Genomic DNA, 14,787 nt, shown 5'->3' on the forward strand with positions numbered 1-14,787 from the left:
GAAAGGGACACGATGATCGACGACCCTGACCAGAAGCATCTCGAACGTTGCGTCGAAGTGGCGTCCGACGCCTTGCGTGCGTGGAACGAACCGTTCGGGTCGGCTCTCGTGTCCAGGGACGGCGGCGTCCTTTTCAAGGCGTTCAACCAAGTCGGGGGCGGCGAGGCCAACCGTCGACACGTCTGGGGAACCCTGTCCGATGTGCTCCGCCGCCCACGCTAGGGTGGGACTGGGGCGGAGCGCCAACTTCTCCTCGGCATCGCAGCTATGGACATGCAGGCGGAACTGGGAGCAGCCCCGTTCCCGATGCGACCGCTCGCGATCAACGAGGTCGCGCCTGGCATCCAAGTGGACGGCCCCGTGGCCGACCTGGCGAATGGCAAGTCGCCGTCTAGGCGGGCCGTGGGGCGGGCTTCTCCCTTACGAGATGTGGCGGGCGGTTCCCCTGCAAGTAGCCGCACAGGAACCGTGACGTCGGCGCTCCCAGCGCCTGCTGCAACAGCTCGAAGGTCTGATAACGGTTGCCCTTTCGCCTGTAATCCTCCTTCCAGGCGAGGTCGTCGACGTACCAGTCGAGATACTTCACCGAGGGGTCATGCGGGACCGAGGAGTCATGCGGGCGGCATTGCGCATGGCGGCGGACGGACCGCCGATGGCGTATCGTTGATCATCGTATCAACTGGGCATTGATGAAACCCCTTCGTTGATTTAATGATCAACCTATGAGCTTGGAATCCACACTCGACACCATCCGCAAGGAAGCGAAGCGCCAAGGCCTGACCGGGTCCGAACTGGCGCGCCGGGCATCTCTCACCAAGGAAGCCTACTCACGCCTCGGCAAGCGCAACGGCGCACGCTTCGACACGATCGAGCGCCTCGCGGCCGCCGTCGGCATGAAAGTGATTCTGGTGCCAGACGACGACTACCTCGAAGCACTTGCCACGGGAACCCTCGGCGTCGGAGAGACCGAATGAGCGACCAGAGCGCGGTCGTCTGGACCGCCGCGTACGGCGAACCCCGAAAGCTAGGCCTGCTGCTGAAGGCGGCCGGCCGGGTCCGGTTCACCTACGATCCAGACAGCGGCGACCTCCCGGGCCTCTCAGTGGTCCACGACACCGCCAAGCTCGCGGGCCGGACGGTCGAGTACGCCTCCACCGACGCCAACCCCCTGCCGCCGATGCTCCAGGCGCTCGTGCCGCCGCGCGCGGAGGGCAACCTCCAGCGACGGGTGCTGACGCGCATCCTCGAGCGCGACGGCGCGGTCGTGGGAAGCGCCGCCGACGTCGAGTGGCGCATGCTCGTCATGGCCGGCCGGAACGGCATCGGGCACCTCGACGTCTTCGCCAGCGACGAGGCGGCTGCGGCGCATTACGGCACCCCGTCCGAGGGCCTCACCATGGAGCAGCTCGCCGACCGTTCGGTCGTCCGCCTCGTCTTGGAGGCGACGGCGCCGACTGCCGACGCCATCGCCATCGAGAAGGTCGCCGAGGTCATCAAGGAGCAGCCGAGCGTCATGGGCATGATGCCGAAGCTCCTCGTGCGCATCCTTCGGGACGGAGGGGGGACGGTCGACGCCCTCGTGAAGATCGGCTCGCCCGACTATCCCGAGGTGCTGGCCCTCGAGAACCTCGCCTACTCGGCCCACGCTCTCGCCGGGTTCGACGACGACCGGCCGCGCCGCCGCCACTTCGTGTCGGAGGACGGGATCGAGCTGCTCGCCGTCGAACGCTTCGACCGCAAGGACGGGCTGCCGATCCCGATGGAGAGCGCCTTCACTGCCCTGTACGCGGCCTCGGCCGGGAAGATCCAGGACCGCTGGTCGATGAACGGCCTCAAGCCCTCTCTGGAGGACCTCCTGTCGAAGATGTCCGACCCCCGCGCCGGGATTTCCGTCGACCCCCAAGCCGACAAGGACCGCCTGTTCACGCGGACGATGATGGGCCTGCTGACGGGCAATGGCGACAACCACCTCGAGAACCACGCTTTCCTCGGACGGCGCGGGCGCTCGCGGCTGTCGCCGCTCTACGACCCGGCGCCGATGCGGCAGTACCACCGCCACCAGATGGTCTCGTCGATGTCGTTCGGAGGCGTCGCCTTCAACGAGGGCGCCGTCCCGTCGACGCTTCCGGAGGCGATCCTCGCGTTCGGAAAGTCGTGCGGGCTCCAGAAGCGGGGCGTCGCCTCGCGCCTCGACCGTTGCCTGACGGCCACCGACGGCTTCGGCAAGGCGGCGGAGAACGTGGCCCCACGTGTCGGTAAGGTCTTGGCCGCGCGGATCGAGGGTATCCGGTTCAGGGTCGAGAAGGCATGGGCCGCAGCGGCGGGCGTCGACTTGGCCGCACGACCGAAGCCCGCCGATCCGGCACCGACGTTTGAGACGCAGGGACCAAGCTGGACGTAGGGCCTCGGCGCGGAGGATGTTGTCGGACCCACGGAGGAGAGGTCAAATGCCTGGACGGGCGGCGAGACGGCGCGTGCCAAGGCCAGGGAGGTCGCGATCTTCCTCATCGGGCCTCTCCGCTTGCCTGGTTTCTGAATCCACCGAGCGGGACGCCGCCGCCTGCGCGCCCGGGCAAGCGGCCGCCATCGCCCCCATGCAGGCGTCGGGAGTTGTCACGCCGACTTCGAGCACTCGGTCGTGTTTGGCCGCTGGCCCTGGAGAGGCAACGGCATCGCGGGACGCCTTCCCTTCAGCGGGAGGGGACCCTCGCGTCTGGTGGCATTTGCTGCCTAATGCCAGAAATTTTCGGGGCAGGATCCGATCGAAGGCCATAGCACGCGTGCCTTTTGTGAGGAACCATCTGCCTTGACCTAGGACGCCCCGGCACCTGGCCCATGGTCGGGCGGGGGTGTGGACGACGTGCCGGGCGTTAGCATCCGGTCCTGCCGCTGCAACCTTCCCTCGGTCAGCAGAACCTCGACGTACATTCCGATGACCGCCCGGAGTTGCGCGCTCGTAGCCTTGAAGCCGAGTTGGCGCGACAGCGCACCCACGACCTCGTCGTCCGTCGCGCCAAAGTTGTCGATGACGATGCGCAGGATCCCGACCTTCAGTTCGTCCGGCGGAAGCGTCTCCGGCCTTCGCAGACCTGGGGAGAGAGTGTCGCGCCGGTCACGGACCGTGGGCTCCGTGTCCGCCAGCGAAAGAAAGTCACCGTCTTGTATGATCCCGCGGTTCGCGACCGCCTGCTTGACGCCCTGTTCGACGGAGGCCTGGATCCGTGCCCCAGCCCGCTGGAGCCCGAAGGCGTCACGAATACGAGCCACGACCTCGTTGACGTGAACGGGCGTTTCGACCTGAACCACCTGTGCTACGAGATCAGCCATCTTCCCGACGGGGGTCTCGTGCAGCTCGTAAGGTCCCGGGCGGGTCAGCGTAGCCTCGACGTAGGCCGTAGCTGGCGCGCGATCCTCGGGGACAGCATCGCCGAGACCAACCTCGATGATCTCGCCTCGATCGACGGTAACGATTTCGATGGGGACCGCTCGGTGGGCAGCAAGCCCCTGTTCCATGCGCTCGTCCAGCTCCGCCTTCGCCGCCTCGATCGCCGCGACGGTGCGCTCGAGCTGCTCCTGCGGCCGCTGGAACCAGTCGGTGCTCCAGATGCGGTGGATGATCCAGCCATGGTCCTCGAGCACCGCCTGGCGAAGGCGGTCGCGGTCACGGGCCGACCTCGACGAGTAGTACGACGCGCCGTCGCACTCGATGCCGATCAGGTAGCGCCCCGGCCGTTCCGGGTCGGACACTGCGAGGTCGATGAAGAACCCGGCGATGCCGACCTGCGGATGGACCTGGTAGCCCCTCGCCTGGAGCGCGGTCGCGACCTGCTCCTCGAAGACGCTGTCAATGTCGCGGCCGGTGGCCTGCGCGATGGAGAGCCGCCCCGTCCGTGCGTAGTGGAGGAAGAGCTTGAACGCGAGGATGCCCGCGCCCTTTCCGCGCTCCAAGTCGATATCTTCATCCGTAATCGACGCATAGACCTCGCAGCGCCGCTTGGCGCGCGAGATCAGGACGTTCAGACGCCGCTCGCCGCCCTGCGCGCCAAGGGGGCCGAACCGCATTGCCATGTGTCCTTGGGCGTTCTTGGCGTAGCCGACCGAGATCATGATGACGTCGCGCTCGTCGCCCTGCACGTTTTCGAGGTTCTTGACGAAGAACGGCTCCGACGGATGGGCGTGGAAGAACTCCTCGGTGTCGGGGTTCAGGCGCCGGAGGAGTTCGACCTCGTCTTGGATCGCCCGCCGCTGTGACACGGAGAACGTCGCCACGCCGAGCGACTGCTCCGGGTTCGTCTTGGCGTGCCGGATTATCGCCCCGGCGACGGTCCGGGCCTCGACGGCGTTCACGGACGTGCCGCCCGAATCGAAGACTCCGTCGGGAACATGATGGAAGCGCAGCCCCATCCCGGCCTCGGCCGTGTAGGGGCTTGGCACGATGAAGAGCTTGTTCTGATAGAATTGCGTGTTGGAAACGGCGATCAGCGACTGGTGGCGACTGCGGTAATGCCAACGGAGCATGCGCTGCGGCAGGCCGCGGGCGGTGAACAGGCCGAGGATGCTCTCTATGTCACCCACGCGTGCGCCGTCCTCGTCGTCGTCCTCGTCGTCCCCGCCGGTCATCTTCGAGAAGAACTTCGTCGGCGGGAGCTGGCGCTCGTCGCCGACTACGACGACCTGCCGTGTCCGGGCGATGGCGCCCAGCGCGTCAACAGGTTGGATCTGCGAGGCCTCGTCCATGACAAGGAGGTCGAAGGCAAGCTTGCCCGGCGTCAGGAACTGGGCGACGGACAACGGGCTCATCATCATGACCGGCTTCAGCGCCTGGACGGCCGGCCCCGCCTTCTGCATGAGCTGGCGAATCGGCATATGGCGGCTGCGTTTGGCCATCTCGCCGCGCAGGATACCGACGGGACCGACGCCACCGTCACGCGGCGGGATGCGTCGGTGGTGCGAGCGCACCACCTCAAGGCTCGCCGCCTTGATGCGCTCTCGGTCGAGGTTGGCGAACTCGCGCACCTGCCGGCTGTGGAGGTTACCGTCGAAGCGGCCGAGCTCGGGGTTCACCCGGATAAGCTCGTCGAGGATCGCCTCGTGGTATGCGATCTCGAACGAGGGAAGCGTCTCCGATGTCGACAGGCGACCATCCTCAAGGTGGTCTACGAATACGGCCATGCCGTCCGCCCGGGCCCGGTCAGCGCGGTCACGGTAGGAGACCCACTTTGAGAGCTGCTCGGCATTGGCAAGCCAAGTTTCCATCCGTTCGCGGCAGCGGTCGAGCGCCACGTTGGCGCAGCCCTCGGCACCGAACAGACTCCGGGCGTCGGCCATGAGGAAGGAAGCGACCTCCGTCAACCTGCCCTGCGCCGCCTCGGACGCTGCAACAGCTCGTCCGGCCCGCTCGGCGACCACGGCACGGTCCGGTAGGCGCGCGGCGAGGTGCCGAAGGTCGCCATGCGCCCTGATCCACTCGACGGCTCCCGCCAAAGCATTCCAGTCCGAAGCCTTGCCTCGCCAGGCCGAACCGAATGCTCCCTCGCCGAGTGTTGCACGTTCATCGATCGACTGAGCGGCCGCTTGCCACTGAGCGATACGCTCGACGAGGCTGAGCCGCTCGGAGACGGTTTCGGGGACGGAGAGCATGACCTCACGACAGAGCCTATTGGCCCAGGCGAGGTTGCGGGCTCGGGCTTCGATAATATTCAACTGTGCGCGGTCGGCAGAGACGGCGTTCTCGAACGCGGGCCCCGCTGCTGTGCCGAGATCGGTCCAGAGCGTTTCGAGCAACGGCTTTATGGCGTCGACTTGACGGAGCACCAATGCGGCGTGCTCGCCAACGACCTGCCGTTCGGCGAGACGGCCGGCGATCAGACGAGGCTCGGCACCGAGGCCGCGCAGCGTCCGCATCCAGTCGACGAGGGCAAGGAGCGGAGAGGACGCCGAGCGTTCGCCACGCCAGTCCGCGCCGAACGCCAACCGCCCAAAAGCATCTTCCTCGCGCACGCGCCTCGCGGCCGCCTGTCCCTTCATCAGCGTGTCGAGGAGGTCGACGACCTCCTTTGTCGGCATGTCGGGGTTGCGCAGGATGGAGCGTACCAGTGCCTTCGCCTTTCGGTAGTCGCCATTGAGCGACTTCAGGAACCCGGTGTTCGTCGCAAGCGCTTGCCGCGCGGCCGAGACCTCGGTCGTCCAGGCCACGTCAAGGATCCGGTCGCCCATCGCCGCGCGCGAACGCTCGAGCATCTCGACGGCTTCGGCGAGGTCTCCCGCCTGCTCGACGCCCTGGTCCCACACGGTGGCCGCGAAAGCTTCGGGGCTGGCGTCAGGGGCGGCCGCGACGCGCTCGCCCGTGGTGACGAGGCGGGAGACGGCAGCGAGCGTGTCGACCGGGCCCGACACACCGAGTTCGGAGGCAAGCCGATCGGCCTCCGCGCGCAGGCGGGGAAGCAGGTCCGCGAGCTCGGCGGCCCGGTCGAACGCGGCCGCCGGGAAGTCTCGTGGCAACGAGACGAGCTGAGCTTCCAGCCCTTTGATGGACGTGTCGAGCGCCGACGGGTGGACGGCGTCTCTCAAGGATTCGCTCTGCCGCCAAAAGTGCGCGCCCGTCGTCACGAGGTCAGCAATTGCCCCGCGCCGGTCGTCCCAGGCCGCGGCCCGGAACGCCTCAGGCGGTAGGTCGGGCGCACGGGCCAAGATGTCCGCGCGCTCGTGCAGCGCGATCGCTCCACCGAACGCGGAGGGCTTCGGATCCAGCTCCAAAGTCGCTGCCAGTTCGCCGTACTCAGTCTCGAGTTCCGCTACGGCCGATCGGAGCGCCTCTATGCGCGGCAGCAGCCGCTCGAGAGTAGTCGGCAGGACGAGGTCGAGACCGACGCCATGCCACGGGTGAGAGACGGGCACGCCGATCTCGTCGACGCGCTGGATCAGCTCCATGATGAGCAGACGCCGCGACGACAGATCGTCGGGCGACCAACGCGTCGCGCCATCGAGTGTCAGGTCGACCGGGCGCTGCCCCTCTTGCCTCAGCTTCGTCAGCGCGCCGAACACTTGGTAGGGCGTCAGGCCGGACGCGGCGTGCGGCACGTGCATGCGCTCGGCGTGAAGGTTCAGGACGTCGCGCGCGTCGCGGAGCCTGCCCGCAAGGCTCGACGGGAACTCGCTACGCGGCGAGCCGAGTTCCCAAGTCCGGCGCAGCTCCTCAAGCAGGCCCCGCTTATTCGCCTTGTTGCTGTGGAGCTCGAGGCAGGCGTCGCCAACCCCGGCGTTGTCGAGGCGGCGCTTCACGACTTCGAGGGCTGCCATCTTCTCGGCGACGAATAGAACGGTCTTTCCGTCCGCGACGGCCGAGGCGATGACGTTGGCGATCGTCTGGGACTTGCCCGTCCCGGGCGGCCCCTGAATGACGAGATCACGTCCGCGTCTGACGTCATGGACGGCAAGCGTCTGCGACCCGTCGCTGTCGACGATGTGAAGCATGTCTGCCGGATCGATGTGGCGGTCGATCCGCTCGTCCTCCGACAGCAGGGGCTCGCCCGCATCGAACCCGTCGGACAGGAGCGATCGGATCGTGGACTGGTCGGTGATGCGCCCGTCCGCTGGCCAGTTCTCGGGATCGAGGTCCCGGTACATGAGAAACTTAGAGAACGAGAAGAAGCCGAGAACGATGTCGTCCGGCAGGACGGACCAGTCATCCTTCGTTGAGACTGCCGTGGTCACCTCGCGGAAGTAGGAGTCGGGATCGAAGTCGTCGCCGCCTTCGAAGGACGGCAGGCGAAGCTTGTGGACGCGGTCGAGATAGGCCTCGAGCGAGAGGTTCGACGTCTGGTCCTCGGGACGCACCCGCAGTCGGAACCGCTCGCCGGCCGTGCCGCGCTCAAGGCGCACGGGGACGAGGACGAGCGGGGCGTGCCGGATGTTCTCCTTGTTGTTGGGATCGACCCATTGGAGCATGCCGAGCGCCAGAAAGAGGACGTTGACACCTTGCTCCTCCTCCAGCGTCCTGGCGTCGTGATAGAGATCGAGAAGGCGTTTCTGAAGCCCTTTGGGCGTCATCCGGGTTTGCAATTTCGTGTCGAGGTGACGCTTCAGTCGACCTTCTTCGTCAGTGGTCTCGTCGAGATCGTCGGGAAGGGAGAGGTCAACGGACGGCTCCTCCTCTTCCGGAGAAGAAGGCTCGCTTCCATCGGCGGGGTTACGATCCGGCCGCCCTGCAAGGAAAGTGAACGCCTTGGCCTCTTTGACTAACAGCCGATAGACCTCGGCCGATCGCTCATCCACGACTTCGACTGATTTCGCAGATTTGGATTGTCGCGGAACGTTCAGGAGTCGGTTACGAGCCGAGAGATCAAGCAATTCAGTCCGTGCACGCTCGAGCTTCTCCTCGATTGGCAAGCTACTCTGATATAATGAACTGTTGGCTTCAGACATCGGCAACTCTCGGTTTCAGATCGCAGACTAGAGCTGAACGGATTGTCAAATTCAATCCTAGGCTTAGGGAATTTTCGAAGTCGCGCTTAGTATGATTGCTCTCGTTCGACTCGCCAGACGGAAGGTCGCATAACAGAGGCCAGCCGCGGTGTGCAGCACGGATCACCATTGACTCGCCGGTGAATGTTCCCTACTTGTTCCATCCATGGCGCAAAGATCGCACGAGTTCCGGATTGTAAGGCGCACGATGAGTGCCTCGGCCCGTTGCGTTCGCCTGATATCGATACGCTGATCCTCCCGAACCCATCCATATAGGTTCACGGCCCGCACGATCTGCGGCCCGGCACAGGACAGGCGCATCCATGTCCAGCGTTTCTCCCCAAATCCGCACTGCCATCCTTCGCCCCGGGCCCGACCGACGATGCCCTACCCCGCATCGGTTCGAGCCGAGGAACACCGTCCGGTGCGTCGGCGACCCGCAGTTCCGCACGCAGCTCGTTCGTGACGCCGCTTGCCTTCTCGACGTCGACCTGAACGTCATCTCGTGGTCGTGCGCACCTGACCCGGTCGACGTCCGCGGAACCGTGGTCCAGCCCGATCTCAGGGCCCTTCGAGATGACGGTACCGAACACATCCTCGTCCTCGACAACGATCAGAATCCACCGTTCCCGCCGAACGAGAACCGGGACGAGTCTTCGGCCCTTCGCATTCTCCGCCGTTCCGACGTCGAGGGCGACCGCCTCGAGAACGCGAGGGAGCTCCTGCGGTACGCCCGCTGGCGCGTTCCCCTTTCCGAACGGATCCGCCTTCTGGCGGCCCTCGACGCGGAAGGCTCCTTGAGCCTCGCGGAGTGCCTCTCCCTCGGTCGGCCGGGCTTCGACGCGATAGCGATGGTCGCCGCGCTTGCGCTGCACCGCTTCGTCGTCATCGACCTCGACAGTGGTCGCATCGGTCCCGAGACCCGGGTCACGCTCTACCGCGGCTGATGCCTTCCTCCAGCATTCCCCATTCCATCTGTCGCGCACCTTCGTGCGTGCGAACGAGGACTCATGTCCATGACCATTATCGTCACCGAAACGGGTGAACTCCTGAACCTCGACATCCACCTCGATCGTCTGCGTCGGCTTCTGGCCGATCTCGAACGCATTGCCTCGACGGGATCGCCAAAGCCCGCCTCACTCCGGAAGGCACCCATCCTGAACGACTGGACCGTGACCACTCGGCCGACGCCCTGCCTCGCGGGCACCTTTTCCGGTCACCCAAGGATCGGCGATCAAGCTGCCGGGATTACTTCGGATCTTTGGGTTCATGCCCCACACCACGGTTTCGCCCGCACGGTGAGCCGCTACTACCGACTGGGCACCCCCGCCGCCTCAGATGAGGGGACGGCGCTATGAGGCGGCCGCTCTACATGGTCGACGCCCGCGACTTTCGAGAACGGGATCGTGACGGCAGGAAACTGCTCTCGGCAGCCGTCGTCACAAGCGCCTTTCGCCGTGCGGGCCTCCACCACGTTCTGCTCGGACATCCGGGCGTCGTCGCGCTGACGGGCGTTCATCCGGAAGAGGTGGAAATCATCTCCGAGGCTATCCAGCACAAGATGCGACGGGACTACCGCGTAGCGGGCAAACGGGCGGCCGAGCTTCACGTTCACGACTGGACGAAGCACGACCCCAAGCGAGCCTACAAGGCGAAACCATTTCTCATCTCGAACGCCCAGGCGGAGTCGAGGGAGGTGGTCCTGTTCCAGAACCGGGACGAGGTTCCCTCGCTGTTCGAGACGGTTGCCGACGGTATCGCCGAGATCGTTCACCCCGGCGTCGAAACCATCCGCGCCGCGTTCAACGCTCGGTTCGGTCGGATCCCAAGCGAACGCGATCTGAATGCGGCCTGCGAGCTGCCGCTTCATCTACTCGAAGCCGCGTTCCGCAGAGGTTCCTCGGTCGAGCAAGTCATGAGGGCGGTCGGGAGGTTCGGCGCCCTCGCCGAGCCGCGAGATGCGACCGTTTCGAAGGGCCGGAACGCAGATCGAGAGGATGGACCGTCCCTGGACGACCTCCACGGCCTCGGCGAAGCCGCCGAGTGGGGACGCTCGCTCGCGGAGGACCTGCTCGACTACCAGACTGGTCGGATCGGATGGCGGGAAGTCGATCGCGGCGTCCTGGTGTATGGCCCGCCCGGGACCGGAAAGACGACGTTCGCGCTCGCCCTTGCGCGAACGTGTTCTTTGCCGATCCACGTACACTCGCTCGCCGCCTGGCAAGCCGCAGGTCACCTGAACGACCTGCTCAAACAGATGCGGAAGGCCTTCTCTGACGCTAAGGCGTCGACGCCTTCCATCCTGTTCGTTGACGAACTTGATTCCTTCGGAGATCGGCAACGCCTGTCCGGTCACAACGCCCAATACAGTCGAGAGGTCATCAACGGCTTCCTCGAATGCCTCGACGGTGCCGCCGACCGGGAGGGCGTCGTCGTGCTCGGTGCGACGAACTTTCCGGACCTCGTCGACCCAGCCATTAAGAGGCCGGGACGTCTGGACAGGCAAATCGAGATTCCCCTTCCGGATGCGGCGGCCCGCGCCAAGATCCTGCGGTACCATCTTGGGAGCCTCCTGCCGGACGCCGATCTGAGCGAGATCTCCGATCAGATTGAGGGTGCCTCCGGCGCCGAGATCGAACAGGTGGTGAGGGAGGCGAAGCGTCGGGCCCGGAAAGACAGTCGTCGTGTGATGCGGATCTCGGACCTCGAGGCCTCGCTCCCGCCTGCGATCGTCCTTTCCAAAAACGCATTCTGGCGCGGATGCGTGCACGAGGCCGGGCATTGGGTCGTCGGGCGGAAGCTCGCGGAAGAGTCTGGCGTCGTGCCGAAGCGGGCGCGCGTCTTCCGGAAGGTGCGCGATGGGGCGCGGGGCACGACGACGTTCGAGCGAGACCAGGGATTCGATCGAACGAAGGAGAGCCATCTCGCCGCAATCGTCGTCATGCTGGCGGGCGCGGCCGCGGAGGAGGTCATCCTTGGGTCTCGCGGCGACGGAAGCGGTGGAAGGATCGGCAGCGACCTCCAGTTGGCGACCGCCATCGCAACGCAGATCGAGTTGTCGTTCGGACTGGGCGACGATCTCGTCTATATCCTCGACGGAACAGCGAGCCGCTCGGGCGATCTGCTGTCGATCGATCCACTCCTGAAGCGACGGGTGGCGGCGACCCTTTCGGAATGCCTCGAGCGCGCACGATCCGAAGTTCGGTCCAGACGTCACGAGGTCGAGGAGTGTGCTCAGGCTCTGCGTTCGTTTGGAGCTTTGGACAATGAGCTGGCACGAGAGAGATCGGAAAACTTTTCCGTTTCATCGACGACGTCGACGTAGTCGATCCTGAGCGTCGTATCAGCACGACTTTCAGGGAAGCCGGACCGACGAATGACGCCTCATCAAGGGCAGCGGCGAGAACACAATGGCGGGATTGCCGTCTGGATCTCGACAACTGTTCTTCGCGACTATGCCCACCTCGTCGCAAAGACGATGGTCCATTCGCTGCTTGCAAAATTCGGAGAACTGCGCGCTGTAGGTGTCGTCTGACAGCGATAGCCTCGCACTCCTGTCCTGACTCGCCCCGCCGCCCCGACAATCGAACGCTCGAAGCCATTTGACAGCTTTCGACCCTTCCAAGCCGTTCTGGTCTGATCTCACGACACCGATAAGCGGACGTTCAAATCAGCGGCTCGGCTAGCTTCACCTGCCTGTCGCTATGATGAAGATGGCTAAGATCAGTAGCCACATGAAAACGCCGATCCAGCCTGCCATGGTCGATGTAAACACAAGACGGCGCTCGGCGTCCCGATAGCAGCCGAGCCAACCACCTGGCTCATCAGAGGTCAGGTCGGCGACCTTGATCCATCCTGCGCTCAGAATCGGAAGGAGCATCCTTGCAGTCTGGTAGCCGATCAAATCGACGATGACGTCTACGATGAACATCAGGGCAGTTTCCTAACCGAACGCCCGCAAGGTCATACCATACCGGCTCGGATGACATTCAAGCGAGATTGTCGGCTTTTGGTTAGGCCCTTTCCAGAAGCCGACGGTCGACTTTCCACCCAAACCAGACTTCCAATTAGGAAGCTTATCCCTAGAATTTTAAGCTCATCTTTCCCGGACCCTTCAACATCCAGCAGTTAGCTTCCCGCTGAACGCGATGGAGTGAATCGGTATGGCGAAAAGAACGGTGGAAGAGAAGCTCGCCCATGACCGGATGAACGGCCGACGTCTGGACAAGCTGAAGAGTACCGTCACCTCGATAGGCAAGCGCGGGCTGAAGGATACATTCGTCATCGGCGAAGCGCTCGAGGAGGCAGCGGTTCTGCTCCGCGGCGGGTTCACGGGATGGGTGCGGAGCGAATGCGGCCTCGACCCTCGAACCGCCCTCAACTTCCGGAAAACATTTCGCGTTCTCGCTCCTATGCAGGAATGGCTTCTTGATAAAGAGGTCGCCCCCAGCGTTGCTGTTACGATCGCAGCAGCTTCGCGTGAAGGCCGGGAGCGGGCGCTCAAAGAGATCGCATCCGGAAGAAAGCTAACAGCGGCCGACGCCAAGCTGATCGTCCGGAACGAAACGAAAGACCGCGCACATATCCGTCCTCATGGACTTACTTCACTCGAGCAAGCCGCTCGCGCCTTCTGCGCGCACGTGCTCGCCGAGGCGGAAAGAATCTTGGACGTCGCTTCCTGTTTGGACCCTAAGGACGAAGCGGCTTTGGCGAACCTTTCAAGCGCAGCACGCGACCTTCGTCCGTTCTTGGCGGCGGTCAACCAACATGCTGCCAGAGTTGGGAAATCCGAACACCACGAGTTTTCGGCAGCGATCAAAACGCTGGCCTGCGCGGCGCGTCACGACGATATTCGTGATGCAGCGAACGTCTTGGTCAGGGTAGCTCGCACTCGAACGCCGAGGGCAACCGAAGACGCAGCTCTCGGTTCCGTTGACGCTGACGGAACGCGCAGCTCGACTTCAAAGTCGGCCATCCGCTCCGTATCGTCGGCATTCAAGCACGGGTTAACGTGCTTCGAAGTCTGCGCGGGTGGTGGAGGACAAGCGGCGGGACTTGCGAAGGCAGGATTCCACCATGTGGGTCTGCTCGAACGTGAGACACAACCCTGCGACACATTGAGAGCTGCCTTCGGGTCACAATATGTCATCGAGGCTAGCTTGATCGGTTACGAACCGATCGATACCGGACCCATCGACCTTCTCGCTGGAGGGGTTCCATGCACTCCCTTTTCGCGCGCGGGTAAACAGAACGGAGAGTACGACGACCGTGACCTGTTTCCCGAGGCGCTGAGGCTCGTCGGTCGAATGCAACCGCGTGCCGTCATGCTCGAGAACGTCGCGGGCATCATGGATCCTGTCAACGACGGCTACCGCGCGCGAATCCTCTCCAAGTTATCGCAGATGGGCTATCGCTGGGATTGGTGGGTTCTAAACTGCGCCGATTTCGGAGTGCCCCAGCGCCGGCGCCGCGCAATCCTGATTGCCTTCCGGGACTCCGCTGCTTGGACCCGTTTTCGTCGTCTCGACTCCATCGGCAAGTATGCCGAGAAACCGATCACAACCGCGATGGCCATCGAAGCCCACCTCCGCTCGCGAGGCTACAATCCGACGCCGGAGCTTCTCGGCCGAATGAACCGAGTGTGTCCGACGATCATCGGAGGGAGTCTTCGAAAGCAGAGCTCCGACCTCGGGCAAGCGAACACCCGGAAGGAATGGGAAAAGATGGGTTTCGTGGGAAAGCGGTGGGGGATTGCCGCGCCCGGACACGAACACGTCGGCGACATCCTGCCGACGAATAGGATGATGGCAATTTTACAAGGCTTCCCTTCCGATTGGCCTTTCCGAGGCAAACCTCGCGACATCAATCGGCAGATTGCGAACGCCTTCCCAACCCCGGTTGCGTTCCATTTGGGTCTCGCAATTGCGGAGGCCCTCACGGGCGAGGAGTTTGACCCCTCGCGTCAGGTCTACCACGAGGCGATGCGCCGGAACCGTATCCCGCAACGAAATCGAAGCGCGAAAACTCAGTAAACCGTTAGGATCCCGGCTTCGTCGGTGGTGAAGGGCAAGCTTTGGACACCGCTCAAGGACTTACGTGATACCTCGTCGACGACTGAGTTCGAGGACGGGGGGCAATACGGTGTTGACCACGATATCGACTTCGACCGACTCCGCTTACGGTTCGGGCCTTGGCCAAAAGACCTTTGGAAACACCAAAGACAGTACGGCCCTCTATGAGAGTTGAGGTACCGATAGAGATCGGGGGAGCGTTACGAGTCGAGCGGGCAGTTACAGGAGGTTCGTCCCTGACAGAAACCATACG

At 64.2% G+C, this 14,787-nt stretch carries 9 protein-coding genes; 7 read left to right on the forward strand and 2 right to left on the reverse strand.

What is annotated here, in order from left to right; all coding sequences use genetic code 11:
• The first annotated feature begins 12 nt into the window (after positions 1–12).
• The 3 genes from DYI37_RS20230 (at position 13) to DYI37_RS12205 (ending at position 2,401) form a co-directional block, all read left to right on the forward strand.
• Positions 13–222 carry a cytidine/deoxycytidylate deaminase family protein gene (locus DYI37_RS20230; protein ID WP_210209333.1) on the forward strand — a complete coding sequence of 70 codons (210 nt, stop codon included), beginning with the start codon at positions 13–15 and terminating at the stop codon, positions 220–222.
• 500 nt (positions 223–722) lie between these two features.
• Positions 723–974, forward strand: a complete 252-nt coding sequence (locus DYI37_RS12200) for a helix-turn-helix domain-containing protein (RefSeq protein WP_116683547.1) — start codon at positions 723–725, stop codon at positions 972–974.
• Positions 971–2,401: a type II toxin-antitoxin system HipA family toxin gene (locus DYI37_RS12205; protein ID WP_116683548.1), complete on the forward strand. Its 1,431-nt coding sequence runs from the start codon at positions 971–973 to the stop codon at positions 2,399–2,401. Before DYI37_RS12200 ends, DYI37_RS12205 begins: the two co-directional genes overlap by 4 nt.
• 410 nt (positions 2,402–2,811) lie before the next feature.
• Here DYI37_RS12205 and DYI37_RS12210 read toward each other — a convergent pair whose 3' ends face one another.
• Positions 2,812–8,424: a DUF3320 domain-containing protein gene (locus DYI37_RS12210; RefSeq protein WP_116683549.1), complete on the reverse strand. Its 5,613-nt coding sequence runs from the start codon at positions 8,422–8,424 to the stop codon at positions 2,812–2,814.
• A 584-nt stretch (positions 8,425–9,008) separates the two neighbouring features.
• Here DYI37_RS12210 and DYI37_RS12215 point away from each other — a divergent pair.
• The 3 genes from DYI37_RS12215 (at position 9,009) to DYI37_RS12225 (ending at position 11,788) form a co-directional block, all read left to right on the forward strand.
• The gene (locus DYI37_RS12215; protein ID WP_116683550.1) at positions 9,009–9,410 is read left to right on the forward strand and encodes a hypothetical protein; all 402 of its coding nucleotides are present in this window, start codon (positions 9,009–9,011) and stop codon (positions 9,408–9,410) included.
• A gap of 69 nt (positions 9,411–9,479) precedes the next feature.
• Positions 9,480–9,821: a DUF6634 family protein gene (locus DYI37_RS12220; protein WP_147307925.1), complete on the forward strand. Its 342-nt coding sequence runs from the start codon at positions 9,480–9,482 to the stop codon at positions 9,819–9,821.
• Complete coding sequence (locus DYI37_RS12225; RefSeq protein ID WP_116683552.1) at positions 9,818–11,788, forward strand: AAA family ATPase; 1,971 nt, start codon at positions 9,818–9,820, stop codon at positions 11,786–11,788. Before DYI37_RS12220 ends, DYI37_RS12225 begins: the two co-directional genes overlap by 4 nt.
• Positions 11,789–12,151: 363 nt before the next feature.
• Here DYI37_RS12225 and DYI37_RS12230 read toward each other — a convergent pair whose 3' ends face one another.
• A complete protein-coding gene (locus DYI37_RS12230) occupies positions 12,152–12,394 on the reverse strand; it encodes a hypothetical protein (protein ID WP_116683553.1) in 243 nt (80 codons plus the stop codon).
• A 232-nt stretch (positions 12,395–12,626) separates the two neighbouring features.
• On the opposite strand from DYI37_RS12230, the gene DYI37_RS12235 reads away from it, so the two are divergent.
• Positions 12,627–14,495, forward strand: coding sequence for a DNA cytosine methyltransferase (locus DYI37_RS12235; RefSeq protein WP_116683554.1), 1,869 nt, complete (start codon positions 12,627–12,629; stop codon positions 14,493–14,495).
• Positions 14,496–14,787 lie beyond the last annotated feature (292 nt).

The sequence above is a fragment of the Fulvimarina endophytica genome (assembly GCF_003403015.1).
In the GTDB taxonomy this organism is placed as follows: domain Bacteria; phylum Pseudomonadota; class Alphaproteobacteria; order Rhizobiales; family Rhizobiaceae; genus Fulvimarina; species Fulvimarina endophytica.

What these genes read in the sequence shown, in the direction of transcription:
- DYI37_RS20230 (WP_210209333.1), top strand. Translation starts at nt 13, where the DNA reads ATGATCGACGACCCTGACCAGAAGCATCTCGAACGTTGCGTCGAAGTG.
- DYI37_RS12200 (WP_116683547.1), top strand. Translation starts at nt 723, where the DNA reads ATGAGCTTGGAATCCACACTCGACACCATCCGCAAGGAAGCGAAGCGC.
- DYI37_RS12205 (WP_116683548.1), top strand. Translation starts at nt 971, where the DNA reads ATGAGCGACCAGAGCGCGGTCGTCTGGACCGCCGCGTACGGCGAACCC.
- DYI37_RS12210 (WP_116683549.1), bottom strand. Translation starts at nt 8,424, where the DNA reads ATGTCTGAAGCCAACAGTTCATTATATCAGAGTAGCTTGCCAATCGAG.
- DYI37_RS12220 (WP_147307925.1), top strand. Translation starts at nt 9,480, where the DNA reads ATGACCATTATCGTCACCGAAACGGGTGAACTCCTGAACCTCGACATC.
- DYI37_RS12225 (WP_116683552.1), top strand. Translation starts at nt 9,818, where the DNA reads ATGAGGCGGCCGCTCTACATGGTCGACGCCCGCGACTTTCGAGAACGG.
- DYI37_RS12230 (WP_116683553.1), bottom strand. Translation starts at nt 12,394, where the DNA reads ATGTTCATCGTAGACGTCATCGTCGATTTGATCGGCTACCAGACTGCA.
- DYI37_RS12235 (WP_116683554.1), top strand. Translation starts at nt 12,627, where the DNA reads ATGGCGAAAAGAACGGTGGAAGAGAAGCTCGCCCATGACCGGATGAAC.